Raw genomic sequence first — 15,689 nt, forward strand, 5'->3', positions numbered from 1 at the left:
GATTGCGAGTCGGGCGTGGATTTCCCCGATCTGGAAAAAATTTCCGCCGCGTACGGACTGCCGTTTTTCAGGATCCGCGAAAACTCGGAGCTGGCCCGGCAGATTTCCGCCGCGCTAGCCTACAAAAGCCCGTGCGTGTGCGAGATTATGGCCGATCCGCAGCAGGATTTCGAGCCGAAACTGTCGTCCAGAGCGCTGCCTGACGGGCGGATGGTATCCGCTCCGCTTGAGGATATGGCGCCGTTTCTGGAGCGCGCCGAGTTTCTTTCCAATATGATAATTCCGCCGTTGAAAGAGAGCTGAAGTTTGCCAAAATATATCGTAATTGACTGCGGCGCCAGGCGCCTGGCACGCGGGATTTATGAGCCCGGCGGGCCGGGCCTTACGGGTTTGGAAGTCTATCCGGTAAAAAACGCGGATCCGCTCGGGCTGGCGGCCCAGTTCAGGGCGGTGTGCGGCGCGGCGGCGGACGCGGCGGGCCGGACGGACGGCATTTTGCTCGCCGGTTCGCCCGAGGAATTTGTTCTGACGGATGCTGTCGGCGCGCCCGTGAGCGGTGTTTTTACCGGTGAAAATACGGTTCTGAAGCTGATAGCCGGCCCGGAAACCGCGCTTGACAGAATGCGCGCGGAGCTCGGCGGGAAATTTTCCGCCGCGGCAGGATTTAAGCTAAAGCCCGCCACGCCGTTTGCGGCTGCGGCCGGTTACGCCGCTTTTAAGCGGCTGTCGGGCAAACTGCGCGTTTTCACGCTGCCGCAGTGGTTTGCGTTTCACTGCGGAAGGTTCAACGGCAAGGTGCATGAAACGCTTGCGGCAGGACTGGGATTTTATGATATTTTCGAGCGGGAGCCGGCTGCCGGACTGATCGGTTTTGCGGAGAAATTTTCCGGCTGCGCCCTTGAATCCGGCCAGCCGGTTACTGATATCTCCGCCTGCGCGGAGTTTGACGGAGTGCCTGTTTATTCCGGCGTAGGCGCGGCTCAGTGCGCGGTGCTGGGAGCGGGGTGCAGGCCGGCGGAGTCGGTTTATATCGGTGTCGGTGCGGAAGCCGCGGCATTCGCCGTCGCGGTGCGCGCTCCCGATGCGGATATCCTGCCGTATTTTGACTGTATGCGGCTGTCGGCGGTTTACGGTCTGCCGGGGAGCAACGCGGCAAGGTGTCTGCTGGCGGAATTCGAGCCGGAACAGGATGCAGGTGTTTTGCTGTCGTCGGTTACGGCCCGTCAGGTCGAGGCAACGGGCGGGCGGCAGGTATCAAGCGGCGAAACCGCCGGTTTGTCCGGCGGGGGGATTGCCGCGGACCGGGCGGCGGAAGCGCTGAATGGTCTTGCCGTCAGTTACGCCGTCGCCGCGCGCGGCATTGCGCCCGGCGGCGGGCTGGAACGGTGCCTGCTGGGCGGCGAGCCGGCGCGCAGCTGGCGCGCGCTGGGAGAAATGCTGGAGCGCGAACTCAGGGTTGAAACGCAGATCGTGCCGGCCCGCAATGAAGTCCTTTCAGGGCTTTGCCGCCTGGCGGACGGTTTTTAACAAGGATTTTGACAAATATCAGGGAGGCATTATGAACTCGTTGGAAATCAAGATGGTGGACGCGCTCAGGGATTTGCGCGAAAAGCATGGCGTGGTGGGCATCAAGGCGGAATTTGAGGCCGAGGGCACCCGCATGGAGGAAGCGCTGCGGCTTAAAGAGGTTATTACCCGCGCGGGGCTGGAGCTGAGCCTTAAAATAGGCGGCTGCGAAGCGATAAAGGATATGTATGACGCCCGGTCTATAGGAACGGCGCGGATAATCGCGCCGATGATTGAATCGGCTTACGCGCTGAAGAAATTCATGCAGTCGGGCAAGCTGGCTTTTCCCGTTGAAGAGTACGAGAATATGGAGCTTGGCATCAACGTCGAAACCATGCAGACGGTGAACAATCTCGACGATATTCTGGCTTCGCCCGCCGCAAAGGAACTGGATTTTGTGGTGATAGGCCGGGTGGATCTGTCCGGTTCCATGGGACTGGACCGCGACTCGATAAATTCCGAAGCGGTGTTCAAGCCCGTTTATGAAATCTGCGACAAATGCCAGCGCGCGGGCCTGAGGGTGGGGATCGGGGGCGGGGTGTCGGCGGATTCGCTGGATTTTTTCCGCAATCTGCCCAAAGGCTCTCTTTCCTATTATGAAACCCGCAAGGTGATTTTCGCCGTGCCGCAGGGGCTCGGACAAAACGCTCCGGACGGCATTTTAAAGGCGGTCGGTTTTGAACTGATGTGGCTCAAGAACAAGCGGAACTATTACGGCGCGATTTATGAAGAGGACGCGCACCGGATAGTCATGCTGGAAGACCGCTACAAGAACATGATCGTTTCGGCAGGCGGAAAATACGAGTAGCCGGGCGTTCCCGCGTCCTGCCCCGCGCGCGGGCTGACTCGGGGGCAGGACGGCCAGGTCTTGCAGCCCTCCGGACTCAGGGTCCAATGGGTGATGCGGAGAGGCCGGTCCATATGGGATAATAAACACAAGCCCAGACGTCAAAGACATATTGCCGCGCGGGGGACGCATGAAGAAAATCTTATTGATGTTGTTTGCGGCGTTGTTTTCAGGCGGCGCCGCGGCGGTTGTCGGGCTGATGTCAAATGGCGCGTTCGCCACCGATGTGCTGAAAGTCACAAGAGTCAGTTTTCCTAAAAGTTTTAAAAACGCGCTGCCGCAAAATGCGGATCCGTCAAAAATGACGGCTTTTGACATTCTTGAACACGCCTACGCGAAAAGCAAATTTGTGCAGCCGCCCTATCTGCATACTTATGTGGGCGGGTGGGCGTTTTCGGCGGACCGGCCCGACGATAAAATGAAATTCTATCTGCTGGGCCAGAACCGGCCCGCGCAGTCGCCGGGCTATGATGATGTTTTCAATGGCGACGGGTTCCGGGTTGCGGCGGTATATTCCAAATCCGGCAGGGAAACAGGGCCGGAGGCGCTGCGCAGAATTTTCCTCAATATCCACAATGACATACTGCCCTGCACTACGGAGGGCAATGCGCTCAATCTTTCCAGCAGGGCCAGCCCGGACGACAGATTTTCCGTGCGGATTTTTTATCACCCGGACGGCTGGTGTTTTATCGTCCGGCACAGCAAGGCCGGGCAGGTCGTGGCGTACGCCTGTCTGGACGAGTATATAAAATAGCGCGGGAGAATTTATGCGTAAATCATTGCTGCTTGCCGGGGTGTTTCTTGTGTCGGGTTGCGCATTCGCCGGAGATACCCATGCCGTAGTCAAACTCGGGTTGCCGCCGGAATTTGCGAACGCATTGCCGGCCAGTGAAGCAGGTATGCGGGAACGGACCGCTTTTTCTATTCTAGAACGGGTTTATAAAGAGGGCTCGCTTCCACGGAAAAACGAGCTGAACGCCGTCTGGGGCGGACATGCGTTTCCTTCCGGCAGGCAGAATTCCGCCGTGAATTTTTATCTGGTCGGACGCCAGATTTATTTCAGCATGATCATAACCGACAAATTCGGGTTTGGCCGGTACGGCCCGCCCAGAAACCCGCAGTTTTCGGTGATGGCGGTGTATAAAAGATTCGGAACCGCGACTTGCGTAAAACTCAAGGAACGGTTCAAGAAAAACGAAAATGTGCTGATGCCATTGGCGGCGGAAGGCGCCGATTCCATGTATGCCGCCAGCAAAGACAATTTGCAGGATCGGTTTTACCTGCGCAGGTACGGTAGCTATCTGGTCGTCAAACATACCCGCAACGGCAAAACCGCGGCCTACGCTTACCTTTTCTACCGGCTTGACCACGAGGGCCTGAGCGAAGAGGATTTTACGCAGGAACCGTTCAATGAAGCCGAATAACCTGAAAAGTCTACCGGGCAGTATGATGTTTTGATGGTGTTCGCCGCCTCCCGTATGCAATATGGTTTTTGCGTCCCGGCCTGACCTAATAATTCACAGTAGCAGCTTTGTCGCGCCGTGTTTTTTTGCCGGTTGATATTCGCATGCGGTTCCGGTGCAAGCTGTGTTCTGCGGCATACGCGCGTCTGCGGGTGAAAAAATCCGGGAAATCATAATGCCGCAGGGAGGTTCTGAAACGCCATGGGCCTAAAGGCCTATGTGGCATTAGGACTTGCGGGCACTTGACATTCACGCCGATTAACCCGATACTATACATTAGGGATTTCCCTGTTCGGCTTTGCCGGGTTTCACCGGGGCAGGCGCGGATATAAGCGTTTGCCCGGGGTTCGGATGGAAAGCGCGGACGGGAAAGAAGATTTTTTTGTATAGAGGACGGCAGATTTTATGAGGACATACAAACATTGGCTGTCAATTCTTGCATGTATAGCGCTGAGTCTGGCGTTCGCGTGCGAGAGCTTGCTTGCCGCGCAGACTTCCGGCGGCGCGCTTCTGGGGTTTGAATATGAGGCGTATACCCCGTTCACCGGCGAATATTCAAATGCTACGCAGCGTGAAGCCTGGCGCAACACCATGGTTCAGATGCTGAAAAGCGCGGGGCAGGGTGAGAGCGCGACGGATATTGGGCGGTGTGCCGCATTCAAAACCGGCAAAAAGGCTTTTTCCAGCTGTATTCTGGAATTCGCGCCGTATCTGACGGCCGATGACATGTCGAACATTTACCGGGGTGTGACCAACACCGCTTTTGAAAGCGGCAGTTTTGCCGCTCCGTCTGATAAAACAGTTCTTACGCCGGCGGCGGCTTTGTTCATGTACGCTGACACCCTCAAGCCTTCCGGCCGCGCCTATGCCGATGCCGAACCCCCTTTTGTGGCGCGCCAGTACAGCGCCGACGGCGGCACGAGCGATTACACGAAGGAAGAATTGCTTTCGCTGCTTACCCGGGTTCGCAAAGATATTGCGCCCTGCTCTGACATATCCGCAAAAAACTGTGATCCCGTGTATGCCGATGTGGCGTGGTTTGTTGACAAGCGCGGGCTTGCTGCCGACAGTACCGCAAAAAACATGCTGCTTAACGCCGACAGGCTTAAAGCTGATCTGGCCATGAACGCCCATGTGGCGAAAGCTGTTGCAAAAGATGGCGATTACCAATCAATATTAAGCGGCGCGTTTTCCGATCCGGTTTTGTCCGGCTACTTCAAGTTTGACGCCAACAAATACGCCCAGGCCAATAAAACCGATTATAGCCGGTTTGTTTCGAGACTGGGCAAGTATTACAACGCAAATTCCTTGTCACCTGATAAGGTGTCAAGCGTGGTCGGCAATTCCGCGTCGGCTCAGAAAGCTGTGAAAGGCGCGGCACCTGTGGTGCAGACCCCTTCAGATTCGAAGCAGTCCGCCGCATCAGCTTCCCGTGCCAAGGGAAAAACCGGAAAGAGCAAGAATGCCGGCGAGAGAATTGCCGATGCCGCAGGCAGCGAGAGTGACGGTGACAGTGAATCGGTTTCCGAGAAAGGGCAGGAAAAATATGCGGCGGGTTATTCCTCTGTATATGGTCCGTCAGGTGTTTCCGGAAGCACCCAGAATACCACCAATCCTTATGGTTCCAGCAGCATGTTTGGCAACATGTCCGGCAATAAAAATGGTATGAGTGGCATGTCTGGCGGTATGTCGTCCGGCATGGGTGGTGGCGGAGGCGGTATGTCGTCCGGCATGGGCGGCGGCGGAGGTGGCGGAGGAGGAGGCATGTCGTCCGGCATGGGCGGTGGTGGCGGTTCTCCCCAATCTGTTGCTGCGCCTGGTGTGGGCGGAAGTCGTGCAATGGCCGCAAATTTAAATGCTTTCATGGGCGGAGGTCCGCATAGCGGCGGTTCTTCCGGCCCGGCTTCAAGCCGTGAAGCGAAAAAGCCGAAAATTTCGCAAGATTATTCACTGGGAAATTCAGGTCAGGCCATTGCGCCAGGCGCGAGTGTTGCCGGTCCGGCAGATGATGCTGAGAAATCAGCACGGCATAAAATGCCCGCTTTGCCTTCACCGTTCGAAACGCTGAAGGCGGTTATGGCTAAAAGAGCTGAAAGCACGCCGGCGGTTTCACCGGCGCCGGAAGATAAAAACGGGTTTGATGATTTTGCGGCTTTTGATTTCGGTGATTTCGGCGGCGGAGGCGGTGGTTTTTCCGGCGGTGATTTCGGAGGGTTCGGAGAAGCGGATTTTTCGGGATTTGGCAATACCGGGTCTTTTGGCGCGGTGGCCGCCGCGGGTGACCCCTGGAGCGAAAGCCCCGACGGTTTTAACAAGTTGTCCGGCGAATTTCCAATGCTGAACGATCAAACCGATCCTTTTGCCGATTTTGAAAGCGCGGGTAATTATCAGGCAGCGGCTGTTGCCGCCAGGGATCCGTGGGAGTCGGTATGGGATTCGGAGGCTGATTCCCCGGCTGCGGCCATGCCGGGCGGTTCGGTTAAACCCGAGGCCTATGCGATGAATTTTTCCGGCGATAAGCAGGGCGCTGTCGAACTTCCTGTAAATCTTGCCGTGCATTTAAACAAAGCGATGTCCAATCTGGAACTGAAACGGTATCCCGCAGTGTTGAAAGAATGCAACGCGGTGCTTGAGCGGGTTCCTGATAATGTGCAGGCTCTTACTCTTACCGCTTCGGCTTATATGGGTATGGACGAGTACGGAAGAGCTTACAATTCGGCTTATCGGGCTGTCGCGGCGGATGCCAATTCCGAGCAGGCGCTTGCCGCGCGCAGCATGGCGGCCGAGAAACTGGATAAATATAAGGAAATGCTGGGTGATTTGAAAGTGCTGGCTGAATTAAACCCTGACAGGTATAACGAAAAATTTCAGAAAGCAATTCTGATTTATGCCGCGGAGCAGGCGCCGGAATTTCTGGTATATTCCGATGGCAGGCATGCCAGGCCGGCGGTTGCGGCTGTTGGCGGCGGGGCTAAAATGTCACACGCGCTTAAATGGGTGCTTTCGATTATCCTGTTGGGTGGCGCGGCGATGCTGCTGTCGTTCGTGCTGCCCAAAATGCTGCCGCAGGACAAGGAATTTGCCATGGCGGGGCCTGACATGGCGGCTGCGGGCGTGACCGCGGTGCTTAATCAGGGCTCGTCCGCCGTGCGCAACAAGGATGACGAGGACGAGTTCTCCGGTACTATTGTCGGCGGCAAATACCGGATCAAAAACATGATGTCGGAAGGCCTTTACGGCAAAGTGTTCCACGCGGTTTCGCTTAGTTACGGTTTGCCGGTGGTGATACGCGAAATAGAGGGTTTGTCCGCTCGTTCGGCGGAGCGCGTGGAGTCCATGTTCGCCAAATTCACGCCGCTGCGGCATTTGAATATTGCCGAGACGCTGGGTGTGATAAAAGAGGATTCTTCGCTGTATATCGTGTCCGAGCTTATTGAAGGCACTTCGCTGCACGCGTTGCTCGAAAAACAGGACAGGTTGCCGCTAAGAACCGCTCTGCCGATATTTAGGAATATCAGCAAAGGGCTTGATTTTCTGCATTCGCGCAATAACGCGAACGGCGGGCTGCATCTGTCGGATGTGATTCTGGACGGCGATGAGGGGTTTTGCCGGATTGTCAATGTGGGCCTGGGCACCATTATCAGGCGCGACGGCGGCATTTACAAGGCTTACATGGCGCCTGAGGGGGTTGCGAAGGGATTCTCAGTCCAGTTCGATATCTATTCGATGGGTGTCTGCCTGTACAAAACGCTGACCGGAGTATTGCCTGTCGGCAATTACCGGCTTCCCAGCGAAATGGTGCCCGCGCTGCCGAAAACCGTTGATACTCTGATTGCTCAGGCGTTGGCGGCTGATCCTCAGGAACGGCTTGATTCTGTCAGCGAGTTTTATAACCTGCTTTCCCAGGCCGCGGACGAAGCGGGTGCGGCAGGAGCGGATAACGCCGGTTTGTCTGCGCTGCCGGCGGGCGCCGCCGGGGTTGAGGTGCCCGCGCCCAAAGAGGCTGGTATGCCTGAATCGGCGGCGGAAGCCATGCTTTCGCCCGCGCAGGATGCCGCTCCCAAAGCTCGTGGGCCGCGGCCGGCGCTCAAGCCCAGACTTAAAGTAAAAACGCTCGATATCCGCAAGCTGCTGCATGTGTTTTCGAGCGCAAAAGAAGACGGCCCGATTGAAAATGGGCGGGTTACCGGATTGAAAGAAACCGCCGCCGATACTGAAAAAAAAGTCTGACCGCAGTTGCACCTGTAAAATGAATAACCCCCGGCGCAAGCCGGGGGTTTCGTTTTATGCAGACTGGCGTTTGACTCGCCGGGCGCTCGCCTCCTGCTGGGCGCCTGCCGGGCTTTCCGTTGACAAAACGCCGTCAGAGTTTCAGGGCCGAGGTGTCGGGCAGGGTGCGGTAGAGCGCGTGAAAAAGCGCGATTGCCGCGGAGGCGGACAGATTGAGCGAACGCACGTCGCCGGAAACGGGGATTTTGAACAGCCGGTCGCTGTAATCAAGGTAGATGTCCGGCGGCAGGCCGGCCGATTCGCAGCCGAAAACGAGGCAGCTGTCGGGGTGGTACTCGGCGGTCCAGAAACTGCGTGCGCCTTTCGTCGAGAAAAAAATCAGCCGGTCGCGCGGGAATTTCCGGAGCGTCATAAACTCTCCGAAATCGGCATATCGGAAATATTGCAGTTTAGGCCAGTAATCCAGTCCGGAGCGGCGGATGGCCTTGTCGTTAATGTCGAAGCCGAGCTTGCCGATCAGGTGCAGGGTGCTTGCGGTCGCCACGCAGGAACGGCCGATGTTGCCGGTGTTAAAAGGTATTTCGGGATTGACAAGCGCGATATGCATGGTTATATTTTATAAATTAAAAACCCGGAGCGGTATGCTCCGGGTTTTTCGGGTTTTTAGCCGGATACGGTCATTCTTCCCATTTGATAAACATAGGCGTGAACGGGTGCGGAATATTTTCATGCCGAGGAATAACCCGTAACGCGTAGTCGTGCCGGCCGCTGTGCTCGGCGGGCAGGGTCAGTTCGTAGAGCTGGGCGTCGCCGTCGGTTCCGGCGTGGCGCATTTCGAACGGTTTGCCCTGTATCTCGCCGTGGTAGTCTATCTGGCCCAGATACAGCTGTACCGACACGTCCTGCGGGGCCAGTTCGCCCAGCCAGACTTTCGCGGTGCAGTGTATTGCGTCGCCGGCCAGTATTTCAACCTTCTGCCGGGTGGAGGCGGAATTGTTCACGATATGCACTTTTGACCAGTTTTCCGCGATTTTATTGCGCCAGGCGGCTGTTTCGCGCGCGTTGTTCTGGGCCAGCATGGTTTTGCCGTAGCGGTGTGCCGGAATGTACATGGTGTTGTAATATTCCCTCACCATGCGGTGCGTATTGAACACCGGCGCGATTTTCCGCACCGAGCGTTTCATCATCCTGATCCAGCGGACCGGAATGCCGCTTGCGTCAATATCGTAATAAAGCGGTGCGATCTCTTTTTCAATCAGGTTGCAGATGGCTTCGGATTCCACGTTGTCGCGTTCGTCATCGTCATTGTAATGCTCGGAGCCGCCCACCGACCAGCCCACGTCGGGCGTGTTCGCTTCGCCCCACCAGCCGTCCACTATCGAAAGATTGAGCACTCCGTTGATGGAGGATTTCATGCCGCTCGTGCCCGACGCTTCCATAGGCCGCACGGGGTTGTTAAGCCACACGTCAACGCCCTGTGTGAGATAGCGCGCCACGTTCATGTTATAGTCTTCGACAAACAGCAGTTTGCCCTTAAACCGTTCGTCCTCCATCAGCCGCGCGATGAATTTGACCAGTTCCTTGCCCAGCGTGTCGGCCTGATGCGCTTTGCCCGCGAAAACGAGCTGGATAGGCCGCTGCGGGTTGTTCACTATCCGCGCCAGGCGGTCGAGATCCCGGAAGATCAGGTTGGCCCGTTTATAAGTGGCGAACCGGCGCGCAAACCCGATTGTAAGGGTTTTGGGGTCGAGCATGCGGTCTACGGCTTCAAGCACCGTAACGTCCGCGCCGAGGCGCTGCATCTGCCGTTTATAGCGCAGGCGCGCCATTGCGATGAGTTTTTCCTTGCGGATTTTGTGGGCGGCCCAGAATTCTTCGTCCGGGATGGAGTCAATCGCGTCCCATTTAATGACGTCGGCGGGATTATGGATTGATTCGGCCGACCCGTCGCCCATATACTTGCTGTAAAGCGAAATATGCTCGTGCGAGATCCATGACGCGGTGTGCACGCCGTTGGTTATGCTGCCGATCGGGATTTCCGTGAACGGCAGTCCCGGCCAGACCCGCCGCCACATGTCGCGCGAAACATCGCCGTGCAGTTTGGAGACGCCGTTGGCGTAAGCGCACATCCTGAGCGCGAGCACCGTCATGCAGAAGGTGGCCGAATCGGCGCTTTCTTTGCCCATGTCAAGAAACTTGTCCCAGTTGATGCCCATTTGCCGGGTGTAGATCTCCATGTAGCGGCGCACCAGCTCCGGGTCGAAATGCTCGTTTCCCGCGATAACGGGGGTGTGGGTGGTGAATACGGAGCTGGCCCAGACCGTTTCACGCGCTTGGTCAAATGAAAGCTGTTTTTCCGCCATGATCTGGGCCGCACGTTCCAGCAGCAGAAACGCGGAATGGCCTTCGTTGATGTGATACACCGTGGGGGTTATGCCCATAGCCCTGAGCGCGCGAACTCCGCCGATCCCCAGCACTATTTCCTGCCGGATGCGGGTATTGCGGTCACCGCCGTAGAGCTGTTCGGTGATAGTGCGGTGGTAGGGCGGATTTTCAGGAAGATTGGTGTCGAGCAGATAAAGCGACGTGCGCCCGACCGGTACCCGCCATATGCGCGCGCGAATATTTTCCGATCCGAGCGGCACCTCCACCGTCAGCGGAACACCGTCCCGGGTGTGGATGAGCTCTACCGGCATGTTGGCCCAGTCGTTCTCCGGGTGGCGTTCCACCTGCCAGCCGTCGCGGTTGAGTACCTGCTGGATATAGCCTTTCTGATAAAACAGCCCCACTCCGATCAGCGGCAGGCCGAGGTCGCTGGAACTTTTAAGATGGTCGCCGGCGAGCATGCCCAATCCGCCGGAATACATCGGCAGGCCTTCCCCTATGCCGAACTCCATGGAAAAATATGCGACAAGCGCGTCATTTTCCTGCGGAGCATGGTTGTCGGTGAACCAGGTTTTCCGGTTCTTGTAGTCGTCAAACACCCGTTTGATGTTTTGCAGTTTGGCTAAAAATTCGTTATCCCGGCTGAGTTCCGCGATGCGTTCCTCGCCCAGACTGCCCAGCACCCATTTCGGATTGCGGTGCGAGCGTTTCCATAGCGGATCGTTCATGCTTACGAACATGAGTATCGCGTCCCAGTTCCAGGTGAACCACATATTCTGGGTCAGTTCGCCCAGCGCCTGCAGATTGTCCGGCAGTTTGGGCGTGACATTGAAGGAATGAATTTTCATTGGTTCCTCTCCGCGTGTAATTTCCCGGATAAAGCGCGCTCGGTTGTGTGCTGCGGTATTATCTCGGCTGTGAAAAGTATACAAAAATATGAAAACGCCTTCCTTGATGCGATCCGGGCGTCAAATATGCCATGTGGCGGGATTTCAGCCTGCACAATGCGCAGTGCGGCTAATGGCTGTCGAAATAGGTATAATCTCTATGTGTTGTGGAATGGGGGAAGGAAATGAAACCAGCATTTGGATTTATTGTCGCGACAAGCATAGGTTTGTTTGCGGGAGTTTCCGCCTTCGCTTATTCGCCTGCCGGGTACCCCGGCGCGGTGTGATGCCGGGGTCAAGTTTGCCTGGCCGTATTATACCGAGCTGTATGAATATTCACCGCGCCACAAAATAAACGCAAACAGCCATTGCCGTGGCTAAAAACAGAATTCTTGTTTTATGAAGCCCGGCGGTATTGAGTCCGGCCATAGCTATATGCTCCCCCCGATTGCTGGTGACGGTTCGTTCCCGCGGTTATTTGGCGGTTGTCGTGGTGCTGGCCTTGACAGCGGCGGTTTCCGCCGCGCCGGTCATGGTTATGCTTGAGGCGCGCAGAACGTTCGTGAACGGAGTTTCATTCAGTGTCAGTTTTTCCTTGAATATTCCGCAGGCGATCACTTCCCGGCTTGTGTCCGCCGCAAGTTTGCGGAAATAAACAATATTGATCGAGGCTCCGTTATTGTCGAGCGTGGTTGTGTAGCCCGGCGCTTTGCCCGCGAGCGTTGTTATGCCGCCGCCCAGCCGGCCGCTTGCGCAGACCTGTTTGCCGTGATAGGCGGCGGGCGTTTTGGCGATAACGTCGGCTCCTGTGACACCGCTCACTTTTTCGACCGCCTGGCAGGGGGCGGCGAAAAACGCGGCGGCGGTCAGTACAAGTGCTTTTTTCATGGGTTTTTCTCCTTGAAGATTTAATTTAGATAGGGGTTTTGACGAGCTTCCGTTTTTCACAGGCTGCGCGGTTGCCCATATCGCAGGCGTCGTCGTAATCCTGCAGGGCCGCTGCGGCGTCATCAAGCAGTTCATAAAGCATAGCGCGGTAAAAATAGCAGTCGGACGGGTCAAAAAGATTTTCATTGGACGGACGGTTTATGTCCGGCTTTGCCTGCCTGATTGATATGCATTTATTGAAATCCGCCAGCGCGGCGTCGGTTTGCCCGTTATTTAATTCGATCTGCCCGCGCCGGCCGTACACTTCGGCGGTGATATTGGTGGCGGGCGGGGTGTGGGAGGCGTCTTCGGGATCAAGATAGCCGGCGTAGTCCGCCAGCGCGGCCGTAAACGCTTTCTGCATAAACTGGCACGAGCCCTGCGCCGCCATATAATCCCGGTTATCCGCGCCGCCCATGATTTTAGCCTCGTCAATGTCGGCCAGCCCCTCGGCGGAATTGCCGCGCAGGCAGTAAAGCACGCCCCGGTTTAGAAAACTCTTTCGCATGATGGAGGCGTGCCGCGCGGGGTAGGCGGTTTTTATGGCCTGATCAAAATCGGCGAACGCTTTGTCGTTATTATGAAAACATAATCCGTACAGAAGCGCGCGCTGGTAGTACAGTTCCGCGCGTTCGCTTTTGCCGCAAAGTTTGAGCGCGCGGGAAATTTCGTGCTCTGACTTGGCGCATTTCCCCTGCAGCTGATAAATGCGGGAAAGCAGTTTTGCCGCATCAAGCGCTTTGGGGTTTGCGGCGATGGCCCAGCGCAGGTCCGACGCGGCTCTGTTCCAGTCTTTCATGTGCGCATAAACCGCTCCGCGTTTTTCAAAAAGCTGGCCTTTGAGCTTTTTGCCGTATCCGGGCCGCCATCTGCCCAGTGCCTGGGTGTAGAACGGCAGTTTCCCTTCTTCAGAAGGTTCCAGATCGCCCTGCAGAAGCAGTTTTTCGTAACTGGTTCTCTCCCGGTCTTCCCGGAATTCCGCTTCCTGCTCCGCCCGTATTTTTCGCAGAGCCCGTGCCGACGGCCCCGCCGGCGCGGCGCTGGCGGGCGCGGTGCTGACGGCGTTAATGCCCGACACAGTCTGCATTGCGGCGGCCGGAGCGCCTGCGGAGGCGTCCGTTCCCGCAGGCGGCACGGAACTGACGGTTACCGCCGCGGTTGACTGCACGGCGTCCTGCACCGGCTGGGCGCATACCGCGCCGGGCAGAGCAGCCAGCGTTATGAAAAACAATCTGATTCTCACCACGTCACTTCCTGTCGAAAAACGGGTTTTTCCCGGTAGCCGAAAGCGGAAATCCGAACACGATTTTGGCGTCCGGCCCCAATAACCCCAGTTCCATCGCAGCCTGCCCTATAGTATACATTACTCTGGTGTCAACGCGCTCGTCCGCGGCGGCCGCCGCGGCTGACCCGAGCGCTATGCCGAGGTTGACGACGCCGAACACGCACGGCGCTGCCTGCGGTTTCTCGGCGCACGAGGCAAACCCGCACATCCCGCATTTTTTAAGGCCGCGCGGCCCGGTTGACGCACCGACAAGCACCACGCAGGAACTGGCGGCCACGTTATCTGCGTCGCGGCTGAAAAAAGGAATTCCATGCCGCGCGGCCAGTTCGCGCATTTTCGCGGCCAGAGCGGCGAGATCGTCGCCGTCAAGTTTCGCGATCAGCAGATTGTCTATGCCGTGCGCTTTTGGAGCGGTGCGGGCAGCCGTCATAAGTTTATCCGCGACAGAGAGCAGATGCGCCGTCCGATTGTTTTCTTCGGTTATCATCATTGCCGTTACCCCTCGGTAAAGAATATGTACCGCACAACAAAAACCAGCGCCAGCGCCCACGCTTCCCAGGACACTTCTTTGCGGCCGCCGGTCAGCAGTTTTAAAACCGGATAGCTGATAAAGCCGATTGCAATGCCGTCGGCGATATTATAGGTGAGCGGGATCAGCGCGATGATAAGAAAGGCCGGCACGAATTCGGAAAATTCAGCCCAGTTGATATGCCGAACTCCGCTCATCATAAGCGCGCCCACCATAACCAGAGCCGGCGCGGTTACCGGCTGGATGACGAGCTTGCCCGGCAAGGTTACCGTGCCGCCGAACATTGTCAGCAGCGGCGAGATGAACAGCGCCAGCAGGAAGCAGAGTCCCGCCGTTACCGCGGTCAGGCCGGTTCGTCCGCCCTGCGCGATGCCGGTGGAGCTTTCGATATAGCTGGAAACGGTTGAATTGCCGAGCATAGCGCCCGCCGTGGTTGCCAGCGCGTCGGTCATCAGCGCGCGCGGAATGTTTTTGAGAGTGCCTTCCCTGTCCACCAGCCCGGCCTGCACGCCCAGGCCGATAAGCGTGCCCATAGTGTCGAAAATCATCATAAACAGCAGGATCAGCACCACTGACAGCGTCTGCCAGCGCCATAAACCGGAAAAATCAAACTGAAACAGCGTCGGCGTTATGGAAGGCGGCATGCTTATTATCCCGCCGAACTCGATCGTGCCCATAATCCAAAGCGCGGCGGCGGTAGCGGTCATGCCCCATAAAATCGCGCCCGGGACTTTCCGCCCGAACAATCCCGCCGTAAGGAAAAATCCGCAGATTCCGGCGAGCACTTCCGGCTGATGTATGGGGCCAAGCTGCACGAGCGTAGCCTGATTCGCCGTCACCAGCCCCATTTCTTTCAGCCCGATAAAGGTTATGAACAGCCCGATTCCGGCGGAGATGCCGAATTTCAGCGAAGCGGGAATCACCGCAATGAGGCGCTGCCGTATTTTCGTCAGGTTAAGCGCGAAAAACAGTATGCCCGACACCAGCACCATTGACAGGCCCTGCCGCCAGCTGTACCCCATGCCCAGCACCACTGTATATGCGAAAAAGAAATTCTCGCCCATCAGCGGGGCCTGCGCGATGGGCAGTCTGGCGACCAGCCCCATCATCAGGCAGGCCAGCGCGCTTGCAATGCAGGTGGAGGTGAACACTGCGCCTTTGTCAAGTCCGGCCGCGCCCAGTACCTGCGGCTGGACGAACAGGATGTACGACATCGCCAGAAAAATGGTTATCCCCGCGGAAATTTCGGTTCTGAAAGACGAGCCGTGTTTTTCCAGTTCAAAAAACTTTCCAGCCTGTTCAAACATAATGGTACTATAGCAAGTTCTGACCGGCACGGCAATACAAAGGCTGGTCTAGCCCGGGATTTTCCCGGCGCGGCGGGCTGATCCGCCGGGCTTCGTTTTTTAAGGCAGGTTGTAACAACCCTGTACGCCGCCGCGGCATTTATAAATTCCGCTCACAAAAATACGCGCTGGCCGGCACGGCATAATGATTGCCGGCATGGCACAGCTCAAGCAGGGGGATGGAGCGTGTAACCCTGCGCAAGCCGGGTAAACGAATTTTGGAT

The 15,689-nt window shown here is 57.0% G+C and carries 12 protein-coding genes; 6 read left to right on the plus strand and 6 right to left on the minus strand.

What is annotated here, in order from left to right; translation table 11 throughout:
- The 6 genes from PHW69_01760 to PHW69_01785 all read left to right on the plus strand — a co-directional run.
- Window positions 1-303 (plus strand): hypothetical protein (locus tag PHW69_01760; GenBank protein MDD4003915.1); only part of this gene is annotated, 303 nt, incomplete at its 5' end.
- A gap of 3 nt (window positions 304-306) precedes the next feature.
- Window positions 307-1,527, plus strand: coding sequence for a hypothetical protein (locus PHW69_01765; protein ID MDD4003916.1), 1,221 nt, complete (start codon window positions 307-309; stop codon window positions 1,525-1,527).
- 31 nt (window positions 1,528-1,558) lie between these two features.
- The gene (locus PHW69_01770; GenBank protein ID MDD4003917.1) at window positions 1,559-2,374 is read left to right on the plus strand and encodes an aldolase/citrate lyase family protein; all 816 of its coding nucleotides are present in this window, start codon (window positions 1,559-1,561) and stop codon (window positions 2,372-2,374) included.
- Window positions 2,375-2,543: 169 nt separating this feature from the next.
- Window positions 2,544-3,167, plus strand: a complete 624-nt coding sequence (locus PHW69_01775; GenBank protein ID MDD4003918.1) for a hypothetical protein — start codon at window positions 2,544-2,546, stop codon at window positions 3,165-3,167.
- Between the two features lie 13 nt (window positions 3,168-3,180).
- A complete protein-coding gene (locus PHW69_01780) occupies window positions 3,181-3,837 on the plus strand; it encodes a hypothetical protein (GenBank protein ID MDD4003919.1) in 657 nt (218 codons plus the stop codon).
- Window positions 3,838-4,281: 444 nt separating this feature from the next.
- Window positions 4,282-8,106 carry a protein kinase gene (locus tag PHW69_01785; protein MDD4003920.1) on the plus strand — a complete coding sequence of 1,275 codons (3,825 nt, stop codon included), beginning with the start codon at window positions 4,282-4,284 and terminating at the stop codon, window positions 8,104-8,106.
- A gap of 133 nt (window positions 8,107-8,239) precedes the next feature.
- On the opposite strand, the gene PHW69_01790 is transcribed toward PHW69_01785, so the two are convergent.
- The 6 genes from PHW69_01790 to PHW69_01815 all read right to left on the minus strand — a co-directional run bounded on the left by PHW69_01790 (window position 8,240) and on the right by PHW69_01815 (window position 15,426).
- Window positions 8,240-8,713 carry a tRNA (cytidine(34)-2'-O)-methyltransferase gene (locus tag PHW69_01790; GenBank protein MDD4003921.1) on the minus strand — a complete coding sequence of 158 codons (474 nt, stop codon included), beginning with the start codon at window positions 8,711-8,713 and terminating at the stop codon, window positions 8,240-8,242.
- Between the two features lie 70 nt (window positions 8,714-8,783).
- Window positions 8,784-11,339 carry an alpha-glucan family phosphorylase gene (gene glgP / locus PHW69_01795; GenBank protein ID MDD4003922.1) on the minus strand — a complete coding sequence of 852 codons (2,556 nt, stop codon included), beginning with the start codon at window positions 11,337-11,339 and terminating at the stop codon, window positions 8,784-8,786.
- Window positions 11,340-11,852: 513 nt separating this feature from the next.
- Complete coding sequence (locus PHW69_01800; protein ID MDD4003923.1) at window positions 11,853-12,266, minus strand: hypothetical protein; 414 nt, start codon at window positions 12,264-12,266, stop codon at window positions 11,853-11,855.
- A 25-nt stretch (window positions 12,267-12,291) separates the two neighbouring features.
- Window positions 12,292-13,551 (minus strand): hypothetical protein, encoded by a 1,260-nt coding sequence (locus PHW69_01805; GenBank protein ID MDD4003924.1) that lies wholly within the window; start codon window positions 13,549-13,551, stop codon window positions 12,292-12,294.
- A gap of 1 nt (window position 13,552) precedes the next feature.
- A complete protein-coding gene (locus tag PHW69_01810; protein ID MDD4003925.1) occupies window positions 13,553-14,080 on the minus strand; it encodes a DUF2148 domain-containing protein in 528 nt (175 codons plus the stop codon).
- Window positions 14,081-14,085: 5 nt separating this feature from the next.
- Window positions 14,086-15,426: an NCS2 family permease gene (locus tag PHW69_01815; GenBank protein ID MDD4003926.1), complete on the minus strand. Its 1,341-nt coding sequence runs from the start codon at window positions 15,424-15,426 to the stop codon at window positions 14,086-14,088.
- Window positions 15,427-15,689: the final 263 nt, after the last annotated feature.

Source organism: Elusimicrobiaceae bacterium (genome assembly GCA_028700325.1).
Taxonomy (GTDB): Bacteria; Elusimicrobiota; Elusimicrobia; order Elusimicrobiales; family Elusimicrobiaceae; genus JAQVSV01.

What these genes read in the sequence shown, in the direction of transcription:
- PHW69_01770 (MDD4003917.1), top strand. Translation starts at nt 1,559, where the DNA reads ATGAACTCGTTGGAAATCAAGATGGTGGACGCGCTCAGGGATTTGCGC.
- PHW69_01775 (MDD4003918.1), top strand. Translation starts at nt 2,544, where the DNA reads ATGAAGAAAATCTTATTGATGTTGTTTGCGGCGTTGTTTTCAGGCGGC.
- PHW69_01780 (MDD4003919.1), top strand. Translation starts at nt 3,181, where the DNA reads ATGCGTAAATCATTGCTGCTTGCCGGGGTGTTTCTTGTGTCGGGTTGC.
- PHW69_01785 (MDD4003920.1), top strand. Translation starts at nt 4,282, where the DNA reads ATGAGGACATACAAACATTGGCTGTCAATTCTTGCATGTATAGCGCTG.
- PHW69_01790 (MDD4003921.1), bottom strand. Translation starts at nt 8,713, where the DNA reads ATGCATATCGCGCTTGTCAATCCCGAAATACCTTTTAACACCGGCAAC.
- glgP (MDD4003922.1), bottom strand. Translation starts at nt 11,339, where the DNA reads ATGAAAATTCATTCCTTCAATGTCACGCCCAAACTGCCGGACAATCTG.
- PHW69_01800 (MDD4003923.1), bottom strand. Translation starts at nt 12,266, where the DNA reads ATGAAAAAAGCACTTGTACTGACCGCCGCCGCGTTTTTCGCCGCCCCC.
- PHW69_01810 (MDD4003925.1), bottom strand. Translation starts at nt 14,080, where the DNA reads ATGATGATAACCGAAGAAAACAATCGGACGGCGCATCTGCTCTCTGTC.
- PHW69_01815 (MDD4003926.1), bottom strand. Translation starts at nt 15,426, where the DNA reads ATGTTTGAACAGGCTGGAAAGTTTTTTGAACTGGAAAAACACGGCTCG.